We start from the raw sequence: 25,744 nt of genomic DNA on the forward strand, positions 1-25,744 counted from the left end.
GTCACACCTGCTCTACTTGTCCGCTTAAGACGGAGCGATGGATGGCATGCACCAGCTTGGTATTCAACAAACCGGCAGCTGCGCCGGATTCCGGCATCGTATCCAGGCGGATATGATCGACGAAGGAATGGAGCATATAATTGGGTGCTGCAGTATATTGGCCGTTGATCGGTGTACCGAGCGTATGGACATGACTGTACACGCTGCCGCCTTTACGGACCATTTGATCGGATAAATCGACATACAATGCCCCGTCTTCGCCGATGATCTCGACCTTGAAGTCGTAGATAAGCGGCATCGATTCGGGCAGCACCCAGCTGGTCGTAAATGTAGCGTGCGTGCCATCATCGAAGGACACGATCGTTTGCATGGAATCGTAGGTGTCGATCCCCATCGCGACTAATTTCTTCTTCGTGCCTACCGCGTAAACGCTCACCGGCAGAACCCCGCTTTTCAGCCATAAGGCAATATCCGTGGCATGAGGGAAAAGGAACCAGCCGGGTGTTGATTCCCCGGCCCATTTCAGCATTTTGGTGGGCACGTAGATGGTGTCATTTAAGCGGGTATTGATGGTCAGAATGTTGCCTATGTCACCATTTTGGACCGCTTCCTTAACTGCAACGAATGGAGAATTCCAGCGATTCTCGAATGCGACGAGGCACTTAATGCCCGCCTTCTCGACCTCGGCGTACATGTCCTCGGCTTCCTCGACGGAGGTGGAGAAGGGTTTTTCAACCATGATATGAATGCCTTGCCGTGCTGCAAGCATAACGGGCTCTTTATGCAGGAAATCCGGCGTGGCAATAACGATGGCGTCCAAAGCCTCGCTTGCCAGCATATCTTCAACCTGCAGATAACCGGGAACCCCGTATTTATCCATGCTGGCGTTTCGTGTTGTTTCATAAGCATCGCTGACCGCGGCCAACTCCGCATAGGGATTTTGGCTAAGGGTATCGGCGAACATATTCCCGCGAATCCCCATGCCTACGATTCCTATTTTTATCATTATGAACCCTCCTCGAATGGTTAAATTATTTAACTGCTCCGGCTGTCATTCCACTGACCAGATGTTTCTGCAGCAGCCAGAACGCAATCACGATCGGAAGTGTGGTTATGACGGAGCCCGCCATGAGGTAATCCCAGTTGACGACATACTGTCCTTGAAAGCTGGCGATGCCGATCGACAGCGTCCATTTGTCGTAATCGCTGATGAACGTCTGTGCAAACATAAACTCGTTCCAGCTGGTTAAGAAGGAGAAGACGCCGGTTACCACGAGCCCGGGAAGCGTGAGCGGAAGCAGGATCCGGATAAAGGTCGTCCATCGGTTGGCCCCGTCTACGCTCGCAGCTTCGTCGATGGACTGGGACACGCTGTCAAAGTATCCTTTTAGCATCCATGTACAGAACGGTACTGCAAACGTGGTATATGCGATTACGAGACCCAGATGGGAATTCAGCAGATTGTAATCCTTCATGATAAGGTACAGCGGAATAATGAGCAGTGAGCCGGGGAGCATCTGCGTCAACAAGATGATATATCCGAGCGACATCCGTCCCCGGAAGCCGAACCGGGACATCGCATAGCCGCCAAAAGCGGAGATGACAAGGGAGAACACCGTTGTTAGCAGCGAGACTAGCGCCGTATTACCGAACCATTTCATAAAGTTGGCGCTGTCATCCGCATTGGGATTCAGCATTCCCTTGTAACCATTCCAATTAAGTTCATGTGGCAGGTACGTCAGCGGCGTGCTGTAGATTTCGGCCTGAGGCTTCAACGAAGTCAGGATCATCCATAGAAAAGGAGATACGGCAAACAACGAAATAAAAACAGCGCATACATATACAAGAATCTTGTTTGGGCCTTTGCTCATGACATTTCACCAGCCTTCGTCGCTTTCATGTACATGACGGTGAACACAATGGAGATCGCCAGCAGGATCATCCCTGCAGCGGAGGCCAGACCGAAGTCAAACGATTTGAAGCCTGCCCTGTAGATGAAGATGGTCAGTATTTCGGTTACCCGGCTCGGTCCGCCCCCGGTGAGGACGTATACGATGCCGAAATCCTTAATGGTCCAGATGATAAGCAGCAGGAACACGATGACGGATACGGGCTTCAACATCGGGAAGGTGATGCTGAGAAACTGGCGCCATTTCGAGGCACCGTCGATTTCCGCTGCTTCGTACAAGCTTTTGGATATGCTTTGCAAACCGGCCAGCAGCATGATGGCCGCGAACGGGAAGCCCTTCCATACATTGACGAACATGGCTGCCCAGAGCGCGGTGTCGGCTTCGCCGAGGAAAGCGACCGGATTGACCAACAGGTTGAGCTTCAGCAGCAGATCATTGATCACGCCGAATTGGTAATCATACATCAGAATAAATACGAGACATGCAACGACTTCAGGTACGGCCCATGGGATGATCACCAGTGCTCTTACAAGCCCTCGGCCCTTGAAGGGAATATTCAGCAGGACGGCCGTACCGATTCCGAGCAGGAAACGCAGAGCCACCGTCACGATAATATATAGAAAGGTAATGCCTAACGATTTCAGGAAGTTCCCCGACTGGATCGCGGCTGTATAGTTGTCCAATCCTACAAAGGGATTGCCTTCGGCAATCGGTTTGGCAACCTTCCAGTACTGCACGCTCATCAGCGCCGATTTCAGAATCGGATAGAGGAGCACGAGAGCAACGGTAATGACCAGCGGTGCAATAAATAAATATGCGGCTATATTTTTTTTGAAATGTCGTTTTTCCTCTAGCCATAAACGCTTTGCCCTCGATGGTCTTTTCAATGGCAAGGGAGTTTGCCTGCTTGTCACATCCGTTCGCGTTGGATTCATTCCCCTACCTCCTTATGATGTAAGTGCCGCCCGGCCATGAAGCCAGGCGGCTTCAAACGTTTGATCATCCGAATGTTTTTTAATGCATCGTGTCCTTCATTTGCTCAGCTGCACTGTCCAGCGTTGTCTTGGCGTCTTTCATGCCAACAAACATTTCCTGCGCGGCATTGATCAGGATTTGGGAGAGGGAGCCGAGTTCGGGAATTGGCGGGTCCATAACGGCCGGCGCATATACATTCTCCTGGAAATCGAAGAATTGGGCAGCCAGCGGATTCTCCGATTTGTATTCTTCGGATTCGGCATATTCCTTGCTGCTCGGAATCATGCCGGAGCCGGCGATAATCTGCTGCGCCTCTTGGGATGTCATCCATTTAAGGAACTCCCAAGCTTCATCAGGATGCTTGCTGTCTTTGGAAATCATCGATACGATCGGGTAATTGTGCGGGTTCGGTTTATAGGTTTGGCCTTCGTATACGACGGAAGGCTGCGGAATGAGTCCAAGGTCGTCCATTAAAGCTTCATCGCGTTCTTTGGTCATGCCGATAAACCAAGGGCCATCCATCATCATGCCGGCTTGCCCATTCCAGAACATCTCGCGGCTGACCTTCTTGTCGCGGGTTCCTGGAGGCGTTGCCTGCGGGTTCTTGATTAGATCCTGCCACCACTCCGCTGCCCAAACGTTCGGTGCCGAGTTGACATTAATCCGGTCGGCTTCGTAAGGGCCTGCCTCGCCGTCTGGGAAGTAAATTCCTCCTGATACCGGACGAGCGAGCAGCCTGTACCATTCCGAGGCGATAAAGGGATGCGTGCCGATGACGCTGGAGAACCCGTATTGCCCGTCTTTAACACCGCCAAGTTGAATGGCGGCTTCTTTGAAGTCGTCCATCGTTTGAATGGAGGCAGGATCAATTCCGGCCGCTTCGAACATCGATTTGCTGTAGAAAATGCCGGTTGATCCCCATGCGTAATTGGACAGCGCATAATAGGAGCCGTCGACCTTGCTCAGTTCCTGTCCGACAAGCTTGTCCTCAAGTCCGCTCGCTTGAATCTTTTCGTCGAGATTCACGAAAGTGCCGCCGCTCTGCAGCGCATTATAGGTGGCAATATTCTCAGGGTATACCTGAACGATGTCCCCCTGTGTACCTGCCAGAATCTCCGTGGTCAGTTTATCCCAGTAATTCTCGTAGTCTGTGCCGTGAACTTTGATGGTGACGTTAGGGTGGGATTCATTGTATTTGGCAATGAGCGCATCGATTGCCTTCTTATGAGGTTCTTCCGCATACACCGACGTCTCGAACGAGATCGTAATTTGATCACCTTCGGACGGGTCGTTGCTTGCCGATGCCGGGTCTTTACCACCCGAGCATGCGCTTAATACGGTTGATAACGTAAGGGCTGCAGCGATGAGAGCCGTCCATCCCTTTTTCTTTCTGTTCTTGTCTACCATGCTAGTTCATCCCCTTCTGGCTTTTTAGTATTGTGGAAAGCGCGGTGAGGCGCCGTTCCTATGCCCTTAATAAAAACACCTGCTGCCAAGTCAGGACAACAAACACTTTTCGTAAAACAAACCGAAAGGTGAATACAGTGTTAGTGTAAACGTTACCGCGATGGCAATTTAAATAACACTGGAAATTGTATGTAATATTAAGCACAAAAAACTTTTCTCTACGAGAAACTATTTTCTACTTTGCGGTGAAGGGCATCACTGCGCGGGTAGGAGCAACCAAGGCATAGACGGGAGAAGGCCGAGGGAGACTTTTATGTCCTCCTCGGCCTTCGTTTGAGATCGGGGCCTGCGCCGTTTTATTTGCCTTTACGATAATCCATTGGGGGTACGCCGGTAATTTTTTTGAAAGTCCTGGCAAATGATATCGGGCTGCTGTAACCGACCCGTTCCGTAATTTCTTGTACAGACAATGCGCTTTCCGTAAGGAGTCGTTTCGCTTCCTGAATTCGCAAATCGATCAAAAAGTCCACAAATTTCAAGCCATACTCTTCCTTGAATAATCTGCTCAGATATTTGCCGCTGATCCCGAATTTGTCTTGCAAGTAGTCAAGGGATAGTTCCGCTTTCGTATAATGCTTTTCAATATAAGCCTTAACCTCTTGTACGAGGTTTCCCTGGCTTCGCAGATTCCGCTGCTTATCCAGCCGTTGGGCAAATTGCTCCAGAAGCTGGAGCACCATCTGCGTCCAATCTTCCGGCAGGTCGATTTCTTTCTGAACCCGGTCGAGTGCCGGCATCGTTTCCGTTTTCCAGAGCAGGTAGTATTCGTCATTCATACTGGAAGCCGTCTTGTTCAAATGGTACGTCAGGTAATGCAGTACGCTGCTTGCGCCCCGTCGGGATATGCCTTCTTTCAGCATATTCTGAAAGAGCGCCTGCATCTGTGTCTTCCACTTGACTTCTTGCAGTTGGAAGGCGTCAACGATCCGGTCGACCTGTTGAAAATAATGAAAGCTGTGATCCTTCGACAAGGCATCGGACGAATAGGGAATGATCATGGCACTTCGGTTTACGGGCTTCGTTTGCAGCGCATCCAATGCCTCGTGATAGGAATCATGCAGATTATCCGGATGCTCAACCGGCTCCCCGATGCCGACGGATACGGTGAACGATAAGGCATCGGCAAATCGGCACTGGCATTCTTCGGTGAAGGAGAGTGCCTCGAATCCCTGTTTCTCCGCTTGTGGCGATATAACCAAAATGCAAGCAAGCTGGTGCAAGGACACCCACAGAAGCTTTACCTCGCAGGCGTGATCCGACGCCGCTTTCAGGATGATCGTTTCAATGGCTTTTTGCTGGGAGCCATGCTGCTTCTGACCGTAGTTGGCGCTCCACTCTGAACGATGATCAATTTCCAGGACAAAAACCAATGGCTTGCCAAACAGCACAGGCAGGCCGTGCTTGGCTGCTTCCTTCTCCCATTCCTTCAGATCGAAAGAGCGCGTCCCTTCTAGCAGCTCGTACATGAAAAAATTTTGCTGAGCCTTCAAGTCCTCCTCGAACTGAAACTGGAACCTTTTATTCTGATCAATCATATTTTGCAATTTGGAATTGATGAACGTAAATTCGTTTTTATGGATTTCCTCCGGGACGTCATCCTTGGAGGATAGCTGCTGCAGCTGGTTGACCAGGCGCTGAATGGGTCTGTAATTTTGCAGCGTCACGTAGACGATCCAGGCAACCGAAACGGCACATAGAAGCAAACCGGCAATAAACCATATATTTGATAAGCTAATGATGAAATTGAAGGTATCCGCCCCTTGAACGCTGCTAACGATGCGCCAGCCCGTATACTCGGAATTCGCTTCTGACTGAAGGGCGCCGTTGTTGGTTACAGGCTTGCTTACAGAAGTCTTCGATTTTGCCATATCAAATAAGCTGTTCCCTTGGGTATCATACAGGCTTAGTATGCGGGATGACGGATCGTGCATTTGAAGAAGCATTCCCTGCAAGGCGTCAGCGCTTACATTAACGACGATTAGCCCATGATGCTTCGAGAAGATGGAAACGCTGCGCGTCAATGAAACGACCGGCACCCCTTTGTCGGAGGGCAGCTCCTTGTATGATCTGATATCCGACCAATGGCTGTTGGGTGTTTCCAGCTTGGAGCGAATGAAGGCGTTATCGGCATATTGATCCAAGGGATAGCTCGTGCTTTCATTGAGGACTTGATTATGATCCGCTTGAACCATATAGATGGAATGAATCAGGGGGTTGGTCATTTTTAAATCGCGCAAAAGATTCATCACGTCCACCTGAAGGGGGAGATCCTTTTCCGTGCTTCTGGAGAAAAAGGATATGACCTTTCGATTACGCAGCATCTCGAGCGAAATTTTCTGATCCAGCGAAGACAACGACGTATCAATCATCAGCATCGCTTGTTGGGTTACGAAAGCATTGGAGCGCTCGGCATCCTTTCGGTTGCTCTCGCTCAATGATTGGGAAAAGACAAAAAATAAAAAGGCGGGGACGATCAGAAAGACAGGGATATACAGCATGAGCATCCGCGTAAACCAGTTACGATTCATGTTGGTTCCTCTTTCCTAGGCAAACATAAACGATATCCACACGTTATGGCCTCGAATAGTCATGAATAGATCTTCGGCTGTTATTCTTGTGAAGTGTTTGTTACAAATAGCAATTCTTTATGTTAGTTTATCAGACATCATGTCGATTTGACTACAATATTGTCGGAAATGTGACAAAGAAACATTTGAGATGGTGAATTTTACCAATGAACATGATAAAATTCAAGAAATGTGTTCAATGACTTGCCGGAACACTTGCGTTGTATATCCTACGTACAAATTGAAAGAAATGGAGGAAGACGCAGCAGATGGAGCCGAAGACGACATTCAGAAATATCCCAAAGGGGTTTGCTGTATGGTTGTTTAAGCAGAGGCGAAGGTATAGCTCGAATAAAAAGGTTGAATGGATGGTTGAGCGGTTGATTCAGGGCTTTCTGCTCATGTGGGCCATCTTGTTCATACGTTGGTGTATATTGATAACCATAGCCACGATGAGGCATTTTGGCATCATTGGTTAAAGGCGATGAGAAAGCGGGTAATTCTTCTGATAAGTGGAGTATCACAAAGCATATATGAAGGTAATTTCAAGGCGGCAGGTAGCTCGGACACAGCTGCCGCTTACAGAAGCCCGGCATGGCTGTCGCGGCTTTTTTTGCTGTGTAGCGTCCATTTTACACAAACCGTGACCTTTATTGAGGATGCGTTAACACTTCTTCCTTACACTTGAAATTAAATAAGGATAGAAGAGGGGATATGGAGTTGAAGCATAAAAGCATGAAAGTAGTCTCGCTCTTGATGGCGGCGGAAATCACGATGACCTCTTTATTTTCGGCAGGCACCGTGATGGCTGAAGAGGGACAGGAGATACTCCAGACGGTCAGCATGGAGACAGCATCACAAGATGCAGCTGTCGCTGCCGTTGATTTCGGCATTACTGATAAAATTTTTCCGGATGCACATGCAGAAGAAGCATATACGGTAACCGTTGATGTGTATGGCGGACAAGCACCGTATACGTTCTCGGCGACGGGTTTACCGGCAGGCTTGGACATTATGTCCGATACAGGATCTATTACGGGTACGCCTGCTGCTGGACAAGAGGGCGAATATACGGTTGAGGTAACGGTACAAGATAGTGCAGCCGTACCTGCTAAGGCTCAATCGACTGTGAAATTGCAAGTATTGGGGAAACGACCTGATCCGGTGGCTGACAAGCTAGCCATGAAGATGATCGGGCATTATTCTGTGGGGACCTCCAATAAGGATGGCGGCGTTGCGGAAATTGTAAAATACAACAAGGATAACGGGAAGCTCTATCTGGTCAATGGTTCAACTCAGCCGGCTAGTCTCGAAATCGTGTCGCTTGGCGCTGACGGCAGCTTGCTGAAGGACAAGCAGATCAATGTGGAAGACTTGGCAAGCACGGGCGGTTTTCTGTATGGGGACCTGACCAGCGTGGATATCAACACCAAGACGAAGCAGGTGGTGGTCGCTGTTCAGGAGCAGGATCATGCAAAAGCCGGCAAGGTTCTGGTACTCGACTATGACGGAGGTTTGATCGGATCTTATGAAACCGGCATCCAGCCGGACATGGTCAAGTATACTTCCGATGGCCGTTATATCCTGACAGCGGATGAAGGCGAGCCTCGTACAGAGACTGCTCCTGATCCGGAAGGAAGCATTACGATTATCGATACCCTATCGGGCGAAGTAAGTTATCTGAAGTTTGATGACCCGTCGATCATTGACGATCAGGTACATATTCGCGGACCTGTGGAAGCGGACGGGCAAATTCGCAGCACCGGAAACAAGGACGATGCTGTTCATGATCTTGAGCCCGAGTACATCTCGTTGTCCGAGGATGAGCTGACGGCATACGTCGCCTTGCAGGAGAATAATGCGATCGCCGTGGTCGATATCGCCGCGAAGCGTATTCAATCGGTTAAGGGACTCGGGTATAAGGACTTCAATCAACCAGAGAATCAGTTGGACCTCCTGAAGGATGGACAAATCAAGTTTGAGAACGTTCCTTTTTACGGAATGTATATGCCTGACGGAATCGCGACCTACAGCGTGAACGGACAGCAGTACATTCTGTCCGCGAATGAAGGGGACGCAACAGGCTGGGATGAGCGAAGCAATGAAAGTAACATTGGCAAAATGAAACCGAATCTGGATCCGTTGTCTCCGGCAGCTCAATTTCTGACTGACAAGGGAACCACCTATGACAAGGTTGAAGTTGCCAGCGATATGGGCAATGAGGGCCTGTACCTGTACGGAGGTCGTTCATTCTCCATATGGAATGCAGCCGATATGTCCCAGGTGTATGACAGCGGCAGTGATTTTGAGAAGATTACGGCCGAGCGTTTACCGAATCATTTCAATGCCAGCAATGATAAAACCGATCTGGACAGCCGCAGCTCCAAGAAAGGACCAGAGCCCGAATATGTAACGGTGGGTAAGGTAGGACAGAAGAGGCTGGCGTTTGTCGGCTTGGAGCGCATTGGCGGGGTGATGACGTATGATGTAACGAACCCATCCGATCCGGCGTTTCTGAACTACATCAATACACGGGATTTTAACGGCGGAATTGCGTCGGATTCCGGCCCGGAGGGACTGGACTTTATTCCGGCCGCAGACAGCAAGACAGGACGCCCGCTGCTGCTGGTTGCGAATGAGGTCAGCGGAACGGTGGCACTGCTGGAGCTTCAGGTGACCAAAATTACGTTGGATCACTCTTCGCTCACGCTGAATCCGGGCGGTTCCCCGGTACAATTGCAAGCGAGCGTTGATCCCGCTCGGGGCGGATCCAGCGAGCTGGCCTGGAGTTCCTCTGATGAAACGGTAGTTACCGTAGATCCGAACGGTCTGGTTGCACCGGTATCCGTAGGTGAAGCCGTGATCACCGTTCTGAGCAAGGACGGCTATGGATCAGCGGAAGTACCGGTTAAGGTAACGGATGGTTCGCCGGAAGGAGAGCCATGGAAATTAACGGTTATGCATACGAACGATACGCATGCGCATCTGTCCGAAGTGGCCAGAAGGGCTGCACTGGTTAAGCAGGTCCGCAGCGAGGGCGGAAACAGCCTGCTGCTGGATGCAGGGGATGTATTTTCCGGCGATCTGTATTTTACCAAATGGTTTGGATTGGCCGATCTGGCCTTCATGAACTATATGGGTTATGACGCGATGGCATTCGGTAACCATGAATTCGATCAAGGCACCAAAACGCTAGCAGATTTCGTAAGCAAGGCACAATTCCCGCTCGTCAGCGCAAATGTGGATCTTAGTCAGGATGCTAACATTTCGCACCTGATCCGTAAGCCGGCCGTGATCGATACCGATCAGCCTAAGACGACGGCAAATAGCGGGGTATATCCATACGTGACATTGCTAGTTGACGGCCAGAAGGTCGGGGTATTCGGCTTAACCACTGAAGATACAGCTGAGACGTCCAGCCCGGGTAAAAATGTGGTATTCAACGAGGCGGTAACCTCAGCTCGTGCAACGGTGGAGGCAATGGAGCAGGAAGGACTTAACATCATCATCGGTCTGTCGCATCTGGGCTACGCCAAAGATCAGGCGCTTGCCGAAGCGGTTGAAGGCATCGACCTCATTGTTGGAGGCCATACCCATACGACGCTCAATGCACCGGAAGTGGTGACGGACAATGAACACGGTACACCAACCGTCATCGTGCAAGCGAATGAATGGGGGAAATACCTCGGCCGGGTCGACTTGCAATTTGACAAGGAAGGCAAGGTCCTCGTCGGAGAAGGCGAGCTCGACGGCAAGCTGATTCCGGTGGATAGCAGTGTGGTAGAAGACAAGCAGGCCAAGGATATGCTGGCCCCTTATAATGCCGAATTAGAAGAGCTCATGAAGCAGGTAGTCGGTATAGCAGATGTTCTGCTGGACGGTAAGCGCGAGAATGTCCGCTCCAAGGAAACGAATCTCGGCAATCTAATTGCGGATGGCATGCTGGCAAAAGCCAAGGAGCTTAAGAACGCCGATATTGCCCTCACCAATGGAGGGGGTATTCGCGCCGCTATTGATGAAGGTGAAATCACGATGGGCGAGCTGCGCACGGTGATGCCTTTCGGAAACACGCTGTTTGTCTTGGACGTCACAGGACAGCAGCTGAAGGACGGATTGGAAAACGGAATTAGCGGTGCGAAATTGGCCGATCTGCCGGGGAAATTCCCGCAAATCGCCGGGATGAAATTCAAATGGGATCCTAGCGCTCCGGCAGGGAATAAAGTGTACGATATACAGATTATGAAGGGCGGAAGCTATAAACCCATGGTATTGACCGAAACGTACAGGATGGCAACGAACAGTTTTGTGGCCAAAGGCGGGGACGGATATAAATCCTTTGCCGAAGCGATTGCCGAAGGGAAATATAACGAGGATCTGGGTTACCCGGATTATGAAATCTTCATGGAATACGTGACCAAGCTTGGCGGAAAGGTTTCGCCGAAGGTCGAGGGGCGAATTACGGAGCAGAAGAAACCGGTGAATCCTGGCGACGGCTCCTCTCCGGGATCAGGTTCAGGATCAGGCGGTTCGGGAGGCGGTTCTGTAACACCGCCGACAACGCAGCCTAACCCTCCTTCCACGGGTGGAAATACATCATTGCCCAACGTAATGACAGGTAAGGATCTGAATATAAGCGCTGCAGGTGGAGCAGTGGACCACATTACGGTGAAGGAAGAGGCGTGGAAGAAGGCAGTTGCCGGATTGTCTGCGAACGGGCAGCAGGAACTCATTATTCGGGCCCCTGAGTTGAACCGTGCCGCTGAGCTATCCCTTTCGGCAGCAGGTCTGAAGCAGGCGATGGAACGGAATTCGAATACGACCCTGGTGCTGGAGACTGCACTTGGAGCGTTCCGTCTTCCGGTAACGGCTCTGCATTTGGATGAGGCTTTGAAGTCTGTACAAGGCTCCGGCAGCATCCAAGTGAAAATATCCATGACCCCGGTTGGTAGCAGCGTGGTGGATGCTATGACAAGCAAGGCAGCTTCCATGGGCGCCGCGATGGCTGCGAATGGAGTACTTCAGTTTGGCGTAGCGGTTGGCGTGCCGGGCGCAGAGCAAGAAGTAAAGGATTTCGGGAAGCGTGTGGTCAGTCGCATCCTGCCGCTGCCGGCAGGAACAGCTCCGAATTCGGTCACTGCTGTAATCTATGACGCCGATGCAGGAACCTTCCGATTTGTACCGGCTGCAGCGACGACATGGAACGGTAAACCGGCCATCGAAGTGAAGCATGCCGGAAACGGCATTTATGCACTGCTGCAGTACAAGAAAACCTTTGCGGATCTAAACGGACACTGGGCGAAAGCGGAAATCGAATCTATGGCTTCCAAGCTTCTCGTGAACGGAGTTAACGCTAACTCGTACACACCGGGCAAGGTAATCACGCGAGCAGAGTTTACGGCTATGCTGGTCCGTGCGATGGGACTTAGTCCAGTTATCGAGAGCGGAGCATTCAAGGATGTCCAGGATGCCTCCGCGTATGCTGGCGAGATCGGCGCAGCGTTGCGTTACGGCTTGATCGAAGGCGGCACAGATGGTGTTTTCTCACCAAATGCCGGCATGACCCGGGCAGAAATGGCTGTGATGATTACCCGGGCTATGGAAGCGGTAAGTCCGACAAGCCTGCCAAACCAGGGTGCGAATGCTGGTAATGAATTCAAAGATCAGGCATCCATCCCTGTCTGGGCGGCTGCCCATGTAGCCAGTCTTACTAAGCAAGGCATCGTGCAGGGTGATAATCAGGGTAATTTCGGAGCACTCGATTCGGTTACCCGTGCACAAGCAGCACTTGTTCTGAAGCGGACTTTGGCAGCATTGAAGTTCATGAACTAAGCGAAGCGGGAATACATTAGAAATTATAAGACCGTCCTTAAGGTTGATCTGAAACCTTTCGGGCGGTTTTTTTATATCTAAGTCATTTGTGAGCGATTAAAGAGAAGTGTCCAGGCATCCGATAATTGAAGTAAGGGTTAAAATAACAATTGGATAAGGATGTGAGTTCATGCGCGTTGAGTTAGCATATACATACTGGAGTCCTGTGAAATCGAAGAAAGCCGAACCAGCCCAAGAAGGGTTTGAACAGCTGCTCCAGAAGAACAAAAAGGAAGAAGAGGGCAAGGGAAAGATGGTAACCGTTAGAGAAGGCGGTTATTTGCGTCAGTATATGGTTCGGCCGGATGGGAGCAAAATGCTATTAAGCGAGACGAAGCAGTTCGAGAGTGAAACCGCCGCCAGTTCAACAGATCTATCGATGTCGCTGCCTCGAGCAGGCGGAATGAGCCTCAATACCAAGGAAGCTCTCGATCTGTTATGCCTTCAGGCTGGGGCAGTCGGTACCCGGTCCATCTTCAAGGTATTCGATATAACATAAAAGGAAAATGGCAAAAAATCATACTGGTAACAAATCGATACTTGCTGTATAATTCTCAGTAAGTCTTGGTTGAACGTGAGATTTTTCATTGTATTTAAGTCTAATTTCATTTATTTTGAAAATAGATGTATTTACATGAAAGGATTCATGTTATAATTCAATTCATCAACTAAGCTTATAGGGATTATCGGTTAATTAGTATGGATGCATGACAAAAATAAAACATGAATATGGATCTTCGGGGTAAGGTGAAATTCCTAACCGGCGGTGATGGTTCGTTCCGGCGTGAACGAAACTCAGCCCGCGACTCGCTGCGTTCTGGCACGAACATGAATGCAGCGACTGACTTGGTGCAATTCCAAGGCCGACGGTAAAGTCCGGATGGGAGAAGATCAAAGATGAGTTTGCCGTAGATGGGAAATTTTCCATTCGACGCAGGCTTATTTGATCAGCCCCCGTATAAGTCGACACCTGTCGACAACGGGGGCTTTCTGCTAGTAAGACCTCCGTATTCAAGACAGGAGAGGGCAAGATGAGTAATATGAATACTGGAGTCAAGGTGAAACCCTATGATTCCGACGCACAGGCAAGTCGACGCTTTAAGGGAGGGTTCTGGCTCGTCGTTTTGGGAGCCGCCCTATGGGGCGTAGATCCGTTATTTCGGGTCATTCTGCTCAAGAATCTGACTTCAGCTCAGATCGTTTTGCTTGAACACATCATTATTTCGCTGATCGCAATCCCTGTATTGTGGAAGAACCGCGAGGAATTAAAAAGCCTTGGCTGGAATCATGTCGGCGCGCTGCTGTTTATATCCTGGGGCGGTTCGGCATTGGCAACCGTATTGTTTACGATGGGGCTGTCGAGCGGCAATCTGAATGCCGTCCTGCTGCTTCAGAAGCTGCAGCCGCTGTTTGCCATCATTCTAGCTAGCTTGCTTCTGAAAGAGAAGCTTCCGCGTCATTTCGGGATTCTGCTTATCATCGCTTTGGCGGGCACATATTTATTGACCTTCGGTTTAACCCTGCCTATTGGCCACTGGAATGAGTTTATTCAAGTTGGCAGCCTCTTGTCCTTAGGGGCAGCAGCGCTGTGGGGCGGTTCAACCGTGATGGGACGCCTGATGGTAGGCAAACTGAAATACGAGACGGTAACCTCGCTGCGTTTTGTGCTTGCATTGCCGCTCCTGACCGTCATTACGTGGAGTGAGGGGGCGGCATGGAATATGCCGGCATGGAATACCGGAGCATTTGCTCTGGTATCGCTGAACCTGATCGGCCAGGCATTGCTGCCGGGTCTCCTGAGCCTGCTGGTTTATTATAAAGGATTAACCACGACCAAAGCCTCTGTGGCAACACTTGCGGAATTGAGTTTTCCTATGGTGGGCGTGCTCATCAACTGGATCGTATTCCAACAGATCGTGACAGGTCCTCAGCTTCTGGGATTCCTGCTGATCTGGCTCGTGCTGTTTATCATATCCAGACAGCAATCCGAGGCTTCTCAACAATTATAATAATTTCATTAGTGCTTGCAGAAAGGCCGATCCGAATGGGATCGGCTTTTTTTGTCTTGCCTACAGCCCTTCATGCATGGAGAATACCTGAATATTTTATCCATAGCAAAAAAATGTATTGAAATTGTAGAAAACGTCCATTAAAATGAAACCAACTACCATACTAGTTATACTAGTATGGTGAAAGTGACTCTCTACATAGGTGGGAGAAGCAGCTGGTTCACTTTGTCAGTCAAACGTTCAAGATACGGGAGTCTATTTTTTGAACATAATTGTAAGCGTTTAACATTGGAGGGGGGATCAATAGAGGCCGGATATTACCCATTATTCTGTCGTACAGTAGCAGCCTGTTTATAGCCACAATAAATGAAAGCGATTTCATAACGAGTGTTGAATGGAGATGGATAATGAAATACGGCCGTATTCCATGAATGAAGAGGTATGAGAAGAGGCCATACGGAATGGAGTGAATAACGTCGATGGAGCCAAAAGTTGTAAATCATTCTTTGCCAGCAGTGAAAACAGCAAAGAAAACACCCAAACTTAAAACCGTCGCTGCCCTGGTCCGGAAGGATTGGCAGCTGTATTCCCTGTTGATTTTGCCGGTTATGTACCTGCTCATTTTTAAATACGGACCGATGATTGGCAACGTGATCGCTTTCAGGCGGTTTATGCCCGGAGGCAGCATCTATGGGGAGAAATGGGTGGGACTGCATTATTTCAAGATGTTTGTCCATGACCCTGCGTTCTGGAACGTGTTCAAGAACACCCTGCTTCTTGGTGCGTTGTCCCTGCTCTTTACGTTCCCGGTTCCCATCATCTTTGCACTGCTGCTGAATGAGGTGAAGAGCAAGCGATTCAAGAAATTCGTCCAGACGGCTTCTTATCTCCCGCACTTTTTGTCCATCGTCATCGTTGCCGGGATGATCCTGCAATTGACGTCGGTTAATGGCTCTGTTAACTCGCTTGTTGAGTTCTTTAATGGAGAACGAATCAATTTCATGCAGCGCGCCGAGTGGTTCCGGACGATCTATATCTCTTCGGAAATATGGCAGGGCATGGGCTGGGGCGCGATTCTGTATCTGGCCGCATTAACGACGATTGATGAATCGCTGTACGAGGCGGCGAGGATCGACGGGGCCAACCGCTGGAAGCAAACGCTGTTTGTCACGATTCCGGGTATCCTCCCGACAATTGTGACGCTGCTGATCCTGAATATGGGAGCGTTCCTGGCGGTAGGGTTCGAGAAAATATTGCTGCTGTACAATCCGGTCATCTATGAGACGGCCGACGTCATCTCGACTTACTTGTACCGGGTCGGTCTCGTATCAAACAACTTCAGTTATGCTACAGCCATCGGATTGTTCGAGTCCGTGATCGGACTTATATTGGTCTTCTCCGTGAATGCGATCTCGCGAAGACTGACGGATCGAAGCTTATGGTAAGGAGGGAGCACCTATATGAAGGAATCAAGATCCTATAAGGCATTCAAAGTGTGCAATGCCATTATTCTGCTGTTCGTTGTCTTCATCACGCTGTACCCCTTCCTGAACGTGGTTGCTCAATCCTTCAGCAGCGAGTCGTACATCAACTCAGGGAAGGTGAACTTAATTCCCAGGGGCTTCAATATCGATACCTACAAAACCGTGACCAAAGACGCCATGTTCTGGACGAATTACAAAAACACCGTCGTATACAGCGTGGTTGGCACTGCGATATCCATGTTCTTAACAACGATCTTTGCTTACGCCTTATCCAAGAAAAGGTTAGTAGGCCGCAAGTTTCTGACAATGTTTGCCGTGTTCACGATGTTCTTCAATGGAGGGCTGATCCCGAACTATGTGCTCATTAACAGCCTCGGCTTCAGCAACTCGATCTGGGCCATTGTAATCCCGGGAGCCATCAGCATCTACAACATGCTCATCATGAAATCCTTTTTTGAAAATATGCCGGAAGAGCTGGAGGAAGCCGCGGCCATTGACGGCCTGAACACCTATGGCATGCTGCTTCGGATCGTGCTGCCCTTAAGCAAAGCGGTGATCGCGACCATGGTCCTCTTCTATGCAGTCGGGCACTGGAACTCCTGGTTTCCGGCCTTTCTGTACCTGGATCAGAAGGGACTCTTCCCGGTCACGATTTATTTGCGGAACATGATAGCGGGCGCGACAGGCGTGACTTCCGCAGGCGCCACTTCTGCCGATAACTTGACGCAGATATCTGCCAATATCAAATCGGTGACCATGGTGCTGACCATTTTGCCGATATTGACGATTTACCCGTTCGTGCAGCGATATTTCGTAACCGGCATCATGCTTGGGTCCGTAAAGCAATAGGATCATCCATCGGATTGGCCATTATTGATACTTTGGGGGGAATAGGAAAATGAAAAAAAGTCCTCGTTCGTTTGCTGGCAAAGCTTTATTGATAACGTTGATTGTTGCGGTATTGGCGGCGTGTACCGATAAAACAGGCGGCAAAGAGGCCGAGAATCAAGATAAGGGCGCCATGGAAACTTACGCGGTAGGCGATACGTTCAAGGCGACGGAGCCCTTCGATCTTTCCATCCTTTACAGCGACCAGCCGGCTTATCCTTACAAGCAGGACTGGATGCTTTTTGGTAAACTAAAAGAAATGACAAACGTGACCTTGAAACCGACGATCGTACCGATGAGCGATTACAGTCAAAAGCGCAGTCTGCTGATTAGCTCCGGTGACGCTCCGCTGGTCATTCCAAAGACTTACCCCGGGGAGGAATCCGCGTTTGTGGCTTCCGGTGCGATTCTGCCGATTAGCGATTATATTGATCTGATGCCGAATTTCAAGGACAAGATCGAAAAATGGGACATGGAGAGCGAACTGGAGGGACTTCGCCAAGAGGACAAGAAATATTATGTGCTTCCGGGCTTGCATGAGGCGGTGTGGCCGGACTATACGCTGATCGTGCGTACGGATATTTTCGAAAAGCATAACATCGCGATTCCGACCACCTGGGATGAGCTGTATACGGCCATGAAGCAGCTGAAGCAGGAGTACCCGGACGTTACGCCGTTCTCCGACCGCTTCAAATTCAATAGTACGCTGAACATCGCGGCTACGGGCTTTGGCACCAAAGGCGGATGGGGCTACGGCAGCGGACTTACGTATGAGGAAGACACGGATGAATTTGTGTATACGGCAGTAACGGATGAATATAAGGACATGCTGGCCTACTTCCACAAGCTGGTGGATGAAGGACTGCTGGACAAAGAGAGCTTTACCCAGGATGACGATCAGGCTGTGCAAAAGTTCGTGACCGGCAAATCCTTCATCATTAACGGCAACTCCCAGACCGTGGTCCAGCACCGCAATGATATGGACAAAACGCTGGGCGAAGGCAAGTATGCAATCGGCAAAATCACGGTTCCCGGCGGCCCGGCAGGCCAGCTGATGTCCGGCAGCCGACTTGAGAACGGAGTGATGATCTCTTCCAAGGTGAAAGAGAGCGAGCACTTTAAAGCCATCCTGCAGTTTATCGACTGGCTCTATTACAGCGATGAGGGACAGGAATTTACGAAGTGGGGCGTCGAAGGCGTGACGTATACCAAGGAAGGCGGTGTACGCAAGCTAATGGACGACATTAACTACAACGGACTGAATCCGAAGGGCACGAAGGATCTGCGGATCGAGCATGGCTTCTCGGGCGGGGTGTTTGCATACGGCGGTACGACCGAACTGCTTCAATCCATGTTCAGCAAGGAAGAGCAGCAGTTCCAGAAGAGCATGAGTGAAACGAAAACCGTCGTGAAGCCGGAGCCGCCGATTCCGTACTCGGTCGAAGAACGTGAGCGAGTGACGCTTTTGAGTACGCCGCTGAAGGACTACACGGATCAGAACACGCTGAAGTTCATTCTGGGCGACCGCGATCTCGCCGAGTACGACAAGTTCGTGAAGGAGCTAGATAGCCAGGGCGTGGGACAATACCTGGAGATTGCGAATAAAACTTATAAAAATTATAAAGAGCAACAATAACCAACGGATCAACAGACTGCCGTTTCTTTATGGAAAGGCAGCCTGTTTGGAGGTTCGGACGGTCGCGATGATCCTGCAAGGTTAACGACAAGGAGGTTGTTCTAATTTGAGTGTGACCGTTCAAGACGTAATCAACCGATTAACAGAACCGGCGGGAAACCTTGAATCCACGGTGGACAGGATTGTAGCTGGAAGCGCGGATGCCGTCGTTCACGGCATTGCCGTCACGTTCGCCGCCTCGCATTCGGTTTTGCAGAGAGCCATACAAGCGGGAGCAAACCTTGTGATTACCCATGAGGGGGTATTTTACAGCCACCATGCGGATGGAGTGGAAGGGGTGCAGGCAAGTCCTGTCTACCAGGATAAAATAGACCTGATCCAATCCGGCAATCTAACGATTTACCGGTTTCATGATGCGCCTCACAGGTACGTTCCCGACATGATTACGCAGGGATTAGTTCAGGCGCTGGACTGGGAACCCTATATCGATAAGTACCTTCCGACAGCGGCCGTAGTCACACTGCCCGGAGAAATGACGGTTCAGGATATTGTGGAAGATATAAAAAGAAAGCTGAATCTTCCGTATCTTCGTTATGTCGGGAATCGAAGCCGAGCATGCTCGAGAATCGGCATTGTCGTCGGCTACCGGGGCGGAGGATCGCACACCATTCCCTTCTGCGTGAATGAGCGGCTGGATCTTCTTATCGCCGGCGAAGGCCCGGAATGGGAGACGCCCGAATATATCGGCGATGCAGCGGCCCAAGGCCGGAACCCGTCCATGCTCCTGCTCGGTCATGCCGCCAGCGAGGAGCCCGGCATGGCCTGCGTGGCCGAGCGGCTGCGAGAGCTTTTTCCGAAGATTCCCGTACATGATATACCGTCCGTGCCCTTGATTCAGGTAATATAGAGAGAGGATAACGTAAGCAAAAAGAACATTGAGCATAGGAGAAAGAGGTAACGATATATGTCAACAGAGCAAAAGATTAAAGGCTCTACCAGGGAATATTCATATCAACTACTGAAGGACCGGATATTCCATCTGGAGCTGGAGCCGGGTACGAAAATCTCGGAAAAGGAAATTGCGGATGAATTGAACGTCAGCCGCACTCCAGTCCGGGAAGCGTTCATGAAGCTTGCCGAGGAGGAACTGCTCGACATCATTCCGCAAAGCGGGACAATCGTATCCCGTATTAATCTCAGGCATGTTGAGGAAGGCCGGTTTATCAGGGAGAAGATCGAGAAGGAAATCGTGGCGCTCGCCTGTGAGTTTTTCCCCGAAGAGTTCCGTTTCCGTCTGGAAACCAATATTGCGCTTCAGGACGTATGCGCAGGCAACCATAATTTCTATAAGCTGTTTGAGCTGGACGAGGAGTTCCATCAAATTCTGTTTGAGGGTACGGGCAAAGAACGGACCTGGAAGATGCTGCAGCAATTGAATATTCATTTCAACCGTCTGCGGCTGCTTCGCCTGTCCAAGGACTCCAACTGGGAGAATATCATCTCGCAGCATAAAGAAATATATCAGCTGATCGTCCATAGACAAGCGGAGCAGGCCATGAACGTGATGGAGCGTCATCTGCGTCTTGTCGTTGTGGAGCAGGATATTTTACGCGAGAAGTATCCGCATTATTTTATTTAACATTAAAAAACAATGACCCGCAGGAGAGTCACTTGGGATCAAGTGAGCTGCCTTGCGGGCCATTTTTCATTAGATCGATCTGCGGATGACACGGTCAAGCATTTGGGCCACGTGGGATGGACCTTGATCCAGATCCTGTTGATCCAGGGTTACCCAGGAATGCTGTTCATCCATATCGAGTGATCGCTGGAGCCAGCCTGAAACGCCTCTGCCTCTGCGGTCGACTTCAACCAGAATGGAAATCCCGTCCTGCTCCGGATAGAGGATCAATTCAAGCTCTGTGATATGGCCGGCATAGGAGGAGCCAGGATAAAATTCAATTTCTTGCACAAATGGAACACCCCGGCCTAATCTAGGATGATATTCGCATGTTGCTATTTTGAAGCTGAAGCCAAGGGCTTCCACGGCGTCAAACACAACGGATGCGTCCGCGTTCGGTTCAACGTCGATGAAATCACGATCCTTCGGATCGATGGCATTATCGATATCAAGTCCGGTATGGATCCATACTGGCTGCCGTGAAATGGTGAGCGGTGTTTCTAACGGCAGGGGAAAAGAGAATGGTATTTCCTGTTGATCGCCAGGCTTCAATGTGAGGCGGCTGGAGACATTGATTTTGGCAAGGGTATAGGATTCTATGTATTTCTTGTCGTCGCTTTCCTTGGTATATTCCGTCATCACTTTCAGGTAAATGCGATCGACCGTCTGCTCTACGTTCCCTCCCTTAATGTGAATGATGCCGCGTACTTCTTCACCCGGATAATAGGAGGATTTTTCGAGATGCGTATCGATCTGGGCTGCTCCAATTCCTACACTGGCTAGCATTTTGTTAAAAAACGACATAAAAGATACCTCCATATGAGAATGTATGATAATGGAATTATACGCTGGAATATCACCTCTGGTTTCCGAATTACAAAAATATTTTTTTGCGGTTTTATGCAGTGAAGATATTGACGCCAAGGAAGCAGAGGAACATCGATGAAATCGGGTAAAAGAACACGGCCCGTTAGCATTCGCAGGTTCAGCATGGTATATTGGACACGATACCATTAAGGATGGAGAAATCAAGGCATGAGCGAACAACGACGTTCCGGACAAGGAACCAAAAACAACAAATCAACTGCATACGGAAAGAAGCCGGGTGAGCGGACTGCAGTGAACCAAGCTGGGGCCAAGTCGGCTTTTAAGCGTGAACATAGGAAGAACAAGGATTCGTTATCGGCTTCATCGTATTCGAAGGCGAAACCGTCCGATAAATATAAGCAAGAAGTACGCGGGCCAAGGCCTTCATCCGGACGTGAGCACGCGGATGAGCTGCAAGCCGGCGACATTATAGTCGTTACGATCAAACGGCTTGGGATTAACGGCGAAGGAGTCGGTTATTACCGCCGCAAGGCAGTGTTTATTGACGGAGCGATCACGAACGAAGTCGTCAAAGCCGAGGTAAAAGAGGTCCAGCCTAAATTTATTAAGGCACAGCTGGTAGAAGTGGAGAAGCGTTCGCCTCACCGGATTGAGCCTCCTTGCCCGGTGTTTGGTATTTGCGGCGGATGCCAAATTCAGCATATCTCTTATGAGGGACAGTTGCAGGCCAAGACGGATATCGTGCGTGAAGCATTCAGCCGATACGCAGGACGTGACGACGTGAAGTTTAAGCCGATTCTCGGAATGGAGCATCCATGGAATTACCGGAATAAAGCGCAGCTACAGCTGAAACGGAAGGGCCATGAAGTGATCGCAGGGCTCTATGAAGCGGACAGCCATACAATTGTGGACATTAGCGGCTGCCCGATTCAGCACCCGAAGGTGAATGAAGCGGTGGAGAAGGTCAAATCCGTCCTCGAAGAATTGCGGATTCCGCTGCACAAAGAGAATGGAAACAAGGACGGCGTACGGACGATTGTGGTTCGCCACGGCTTCCAATCCGGGGAGATTCAGGTGACACTGGTCACGGCCGGAAGCAAGCTGCCAAGGCAGGACGATCTCGTTCGTCTGCTGCGCCTTACCATTCCGGAGGTGAGCGGGATTTCACTCAATATCAATCCGAAGAAAACCTCGCTCATCTTCGGAGACCGGACGATCTCTCTGTGGGGAGCCGAGAGCATGCAGGAATCGCTGAGCGACCTGCAATTCTCGCTGTCGCCGAGAGCGTTCTTCCAGCTGAATCCGCAGCAGACGGTCAAGCTGTATGAGTCGGTCCGGGGGGCAGCCGGATTGACGGGGAAGGAAACCGTCATCGACGCCTACTGCGGAACCGGCACGATCGGGCTGTGGCTTGCGCCTTATGCCCAAGAAGTACGGGGGATCGAGACGATCCCTGAAGCCGTCGAGGATGCCAAGGCCAATGCGCAGCGAAATGGACGTGCTAACGCGAGCTTCCACGTCGGCCAGGCAGAGGAACTGCTGCCGCGCTGGGTCAAGGAGGGCATGAAGCCGGACGTCATCATTGCCGACCCACCGCGCACCGGCCTGGACCCGCGCTTCTTGGAGACAGTGCTCCGCACCAAGCCGAAGCGGTTTGTGTACGTTTCTTGCAATCCTTCAACCCTGGCGAAAGATTGCAAGGTTCTGCTGGAGGGCGGTTATGAGATCGAATGGGCACAGCCGGTAGATATGTTCCCGCAGACAAGCCATGTGGAGGCGGTAACGTTGTTGGTGAGGAAAGAATAGATGAGATGTGACAGTGTTGCTCAAAGTTATACGGCGTGGTGGGTATCGCACATAATTGTATGAGGGGGGAATCTAAATTGGCAAAGGAATTGTCAACAGAGCAACGTGAAGGGCTACTCCATACATTGAAAGCCCGTTATGAGAAAAACATGAACCGCCATATAGGCCTGGAATGGGCTGACGTACAAGCCAAGCTCGTAGCAAATCCTGAAAAGCTATGGTCGCTCCATGAGATGGAAATAACCGGCGGAGAGCCGGATGTTGTAGGTCATGACAACCAGACGGGCGAATACATTTTTTATGATTGTTCAGCGGAAAGTCCTAAAGGCCGCAGGAGTATTTGTTACGACCGTGAAGCGCTGGAATCAAGAAAAGAACACAAACCGAAGAATAGTGCCGTTGAAATGGCAACCGCCATGGGCATAGAGTTGCTATCGGAAGAACAATACCGGGAATTGCAAAAGCTTGGAAATTTCGATTTGAAAACATCGAGCTGGGTGGTAACACCTGCCAGTATTAGAAAACTCGGCGGAGCCATTTTTTGTGATCGCCGCTACGACACTGTCTTCGTGTACCACAATGGAGCGGAATCATACTATGCTGCCAGGGGATTCCGTGGCTCGCTAAGGGTCTGAATTTTGAAGGGGTTTTAATAGGGGATTCCATACCACCGCGGTCGACAACCCCCCTTGTCTATGATATGGTAGCAAGTAATTAGGCATTTCGTTCCCATGGGACGAGGTGCCTTCTCGCATATATAAAAGCGTTTTACATTAAATGTCTATCTGGAGGTGATGCAATGGTGCTCCTACTTTCCCCGCTACGGGGGGAGAAATCCGTAGTTCATTATGGATGATTGATGGTGAGTGCACCCAAAATAACGATAATTTGAGGAGTGTTGTTGAGATGAGAGTAAATTTACGAGCAGAAACGCGCGCCGCGATGAACAAAACCGGACTTAAGCAGCTTCGTCTTTCGGGGCGAATTCCGGCAATTGTATTTGGCACAGGGGAAGAGAATATGATGATTCAACTGTCCGCCAAAGAATTTGGCAAATGGGCAAGGAACGGCAAAGGAGGAATCCTTGAGCTTCGTTTTGACGATCGGGAGCCGCTTCCGGTTTTGCTGGAGTCGGTTCAGCGTGATCCAATCACTCGTGAATACATCCATGTCGACTTTTTACGTATTAATATAAATGAAGTTGTGCGCACGAGAGTGAATCTCGATTACATCGGTACCGCCAAGGGAGCCAAACTTGGAGGAGTCGTCCAAATACAAAGCACGTTCATCGAGATTGAGTCGTTCCCGGACCGTATTCCTGCCACCATTCCTGTTGAAATCAGCGAACTGGAGATTGGGCATTCTTTACATGTCGGGGACCTTAAACTGCCCGACGGCGTCGTGCTGATCTCTTCGGCAAACGAACTGCTCGTGTCGGTGGTGACACCGAAAGTCCAGTCGGAACAACCGGAGGCTATGTAACTTCTGCTGCCGGCGATTGCTTCCCGATATTCCATCGGGAAGTAATCGCCGTTTTTTTTGCTTAAAACCTTGAACAGAATCCGGAACTTTCCATCAAGAGAGACTAGGCTTGGCCGTCATTATTATTGTACACTCAAGTCATGTGGAGTGCGGCCTGCCGCTTACCCGGCAGCTGCATACTAAGCCAATGAAGGAAGTGTCGAACCATGAATGTGGAATCCGTAATGTCGGAGCTTGAAGCACTCGGCAAGGAACGGCTCAAGAAAATGTACCTGTCCAATGGGGCGCGTGAACCGCTCTTTGGCGTAGCAACAGGCGCCATGAAGCCGATTGCCAAGAAAATCAAAATCAATCAGCCTTTGGCTGAGCAGCTTTACGCCACCGGAAACTATGACGCCATGTACTTTGCCGGCATCATTGCAGACCCTAAAGCGATGACGGCAGCGGATTATGATCGTTGGATGGATGCGGCCTATTTTTATATGCTGTCCGATTATGTGGTTGCCGTAACGTTGGCAGAGGCGGATATCGCGCAAGACGTTGCTGATCAATGGATCGCAAGCGGTGAAGAGCTTAGAATGTCGGCGGGGTGGAGCTGTTACTGCTGGCTGCTCGGAAGCAGACCCGATCGTGAGTTCCCGAAAAGTAAAATCTCGGCCATGCTCGAACTGGTGGAAAAGACCATTCACGAGTCTCCGGACCGAACGAAATCCGCGATGAATAACTTCATGTACACTGTAGCCGCATCTTATTTGCCGCTCCATGATAAGGCGGTTGAGACCGCAAAGGCCGTAGGACCGGTAGAGATGAAGCGGGGCGATAAAAGCAAGTTCCTGAACGCTTCCGAAAATATTAGAAAAGAAGTTGAGAGAGGGAAGCTTGGTTTCAAACGCAAGTATGTAAGATGTTAAACCATTCGTTAGTTTTAATTGGCGAGGCAAGCGGGATTCTGACGGAATGTTTCGATTGCGGTGCGATGCAGGCGATACTCGGCCGGACAACTTTACATATTCGCGTTGTTTAATAAACGGCTGGAAATGAACGCTGATCTCGTTTATGAAACCTATTAACCTGTGAAATGCTCTTCTGTCAAGAAAGTGGACACCTTTAGAAGTTAAGCTGCATTCTCGTAGTAGAGCTGTTCAA

General features: G+C 50.1%; 18 protein-coding genes and 1 riboswitch. Of the genes, 12 read left to right on the forward strand and 6 right to left on the reverse strand.

What is annotated here, in order from left to right:
- Window position 1 precedes the first annotated feature (1 nt).
- The 5 genes from CRG97_RS06905 to CRG97_RS06925 form a co-directional block, all read right to left on the reverse strand.
- A complete protein-coding gene (locus CRG97_RS06905) occupies window positions 2-1,006 on the reverse strand; it encodes a Gfo/Idh/MocA family protein (RefSeq protein WP_098742368.1) in 1,005 nt (334 codons plus the stop codon).
- Window positions 1,007-1,031: 25 nt separating this feature from the next.
- On the reverse strand, window positions 1,032-1,871 hold the full coding sequence (locus tag CRG97_RS06910) for a carbohydrate ABC transporter permease (protein ID WP_098742369.1): 840 nt from the start codon (window positions 1,869-1,871) through the stop codon (window positions 1,032-1,034).
- Window positions 1,868-2,845: a carbohydrate ABC transporter permease gene (locus tag CRG97_RS06915; RefSeq protein WP_202618880.1), complete on the reverse strand. Its 978-nt coding sequence runs from the start codon at window positions 2,843-2,845 to the stop codon at window positions 1,868-1,870. Before CRG97_RS06915 ends, CRG97_RS06910 begins: the two co-directional genes overlap by 4 nt.
- Window positions 2,846-2,924: 79 nt before the next feature.
- Window positions 2,925-4,292: an ABC transporter substrate-binding protein gene (locus tag CRG97_RS06920; protein WP_098742370.1), complete on the reverse strand. Its 1,368-nt coding sequence runs from the start codon at window positions 4,290-4,292 to the stop codon at window positions 2,925-2,927.
- Window positions 4,293-4,648: 356 nt separating this feature from the next.
- On the reverse strand, window positions 4,649-6,880 hold the full coding sequence (locus tag CRG97_RS06925) for a helix-turn-helix domain-containing protein (protein WP_098742371.1): 2,232 nt from the start codon (window positions 6,878-6,880) through the stop codon (window positions 4,649-4,651).
- A gap of 753 nt (window positions 6,881-7,633) precedes the next feature.
- On the opposite strand from CRG97_RS06925, the gene CRG97_RS06935 reads away from it, so the two are divergent.
- From CRG97_RS06935 to CRG97_RS06970, 8 genes are all read left to right on the forward strand, one after another.
- Complete coding sequence (locus tag CRG97_RS06935) at window positions 7,634-12,748, forward strand: choice-of-anchor I family protein (protein WP_098742373.1); 5,115 nt, start codon at window positions 7,634-7,636, stop codon at window positions 12,746-12,748.
- Window positions 12,749-12,917: 169 nt separating this feature from the next.
- Entirely contained in the window at window positions 12,918-13,286 is a 369-nt protein-coding gene (locus CRG97_RS06940) for a hypothetical protein (protein WP_098742374.1), read from the forward strand.
- A 230-nt stretch (window positions 13,287-13,516) separates the two neighbouring features.
- Window positions 13,517-13,683, forward strand: a riboswitch (FMN riboswitch).
- Window positions 13,684-13,818: 135 nt separating this feature from the next.
- Window positions 13,819-14,796, forward strand: a complete 978-nt coding sequence (locus tag CRG97_RS06945) for a DMT family transporter (protein WP_098742375.1) — start codon at window positions 13,819-13,821, stop codon at window positions 14,794-14,796.
- 479 nt (window positions 14,797-15,275) lie between these two features.
- Window positions 15,276-16,241 carry an ABC transporter permease gene (locus CRG97_RS06950; RefSeq protein ID WP_098742376.1) on the forward strand — a complete coding sequence of 322 codons (966 nt, stop codon included), beginning with the start codon at window positions 15,276-15,278 and terminating at the stop codon, window positions 16,239-16,241.
- A 15-nt stretch (window positions 16,242-16,256) separates the two neighbouring features.
- Window positions 16,257-17,129: a carbohydrate ABC transporter permease gene (locus CRG97_RS06955; RefSeq protein ID WP_098742377.1), complete on the forward strand. Its 873-nt coding sequence runs from the start codon at window positions 16,257-16,259 to the stop codon at window positions 17,127-17,129.
- 49 nt (window positions 17,130-17,178) lie between these two features.
- A complete protein-coding gene (locus CRG97_RS06960) occupies window positions 17,179-18,804 on the forward strand; it encodes an ABC transporter substrate-binding protein (protein ID WP_098742378.1) in 1,626 nt (541 codons plus the stop codon).
- A 106-nt stretch (window positions 18,805-18,910) separates the two neighbouring features.
- Complete coding sequence (locus tag CRG97_RS06965; protein ID WP_098742379.1) at window positions 18,911-19,711, forward strand: Nif3-like dinuclear metal center hexameric protein; 801 nt, start codon at window positions 18,911-18,913, stop codon at window positions 19,709-19,711.
- Between the two features lie 57 nt (window positions 19,712-19,768).
- Entirely contained in the window at window positions 19,769-20,443 is a 675-nt protein-coding gene (locus CRG97_RS06970; RefSeq protein ID WP_098742380.1) for a GntR family transcriptional regulator, read from the forward strand.
- Window positions 20,444-20,512: 69 nt separating this feature from the next.
- Here CRG97_RS06970 and CRG97_RS06975 read toward each other — a convergent pair whose 3' ends face one another.
- The gene (locus CRG97_RS06975; protein WP_076322948.1) at window positions 20,513-21,286 is read right to left on the reverse strand and encodes a sporulation protein; all 774 of its coding nucleotides are present in this window, start codon (window positions 21,284-21,286) and stop codon (window positions 20,513-20,515) included.
- 231 nt (window positions 21,287-21,517) lie between these two features.
- On the opposite strand from CRG97_RS06975, the gene rlmD reads away from it, so the two are divergent.
- From rlmD to CRG97_RS06995, 4 genes are all read left to right on the forward strand, one after another.
- On the forward strand, window positions 21,518-23,116 hold the full coding sequence (gene rlmD / locus CRG97_RS06980; RefSeq protein ID WP_098742381.1) for a 23S rRNA (uracil(1939)-C(5))-methyltransferase RlmD: 1,599 nt from the start codon (window positions 21,518-21,520) through the stop codon (window positions 23,114-23,116).
- Window positions 23,117-23,175: 59 nt separating this feature from the next.
- Window positions 23,176-23,751, forward strand: a complete 576-nt coding sequence (locus CRG97_RS06985) for a DUF4256 domain-containing protein (protein ID WP_098742382.1) — start codon at window positions 23,176-23,178, stop codon at window positions 23,749-23,751.
- Between the two features lie 271 nt (window positions 23,752-24,022).
- Complete coding sequence (locus tag CRG97_RS06990; RefSeq protein WP_098742383.1) at window positions 24,023-24,598, forward strand: 50S ribosomal protein L25; 576 nt, start codon at window positions 24,023-24,025, stop codon at window positions 24,596-24,598.
- 206 nt (window positions 24,599-24,804) lie between these two features.
- Complete coding sequence (locus tag CRG97_RS06995) at window positions 24,805-25,509, forward strand: DNA alkylation repair protein (protein ID WP_098742384.1); 705 nt, start codon at window positions 24,805-24,807, stop codon at window positions 25,507-25,509.
- The last annotated feature ends 235 nt before the right edge of the window (window positions 25,510-25,744 follow it).

This window comes from Paenibacillus sp. EZ-K15 (assembly GCF_002573715.1).
Lineage (GTDB): Bacteria > Bacillota > Bacilli > Paenibacillales > Paenibacillaceae > Paenibacillus_AQ.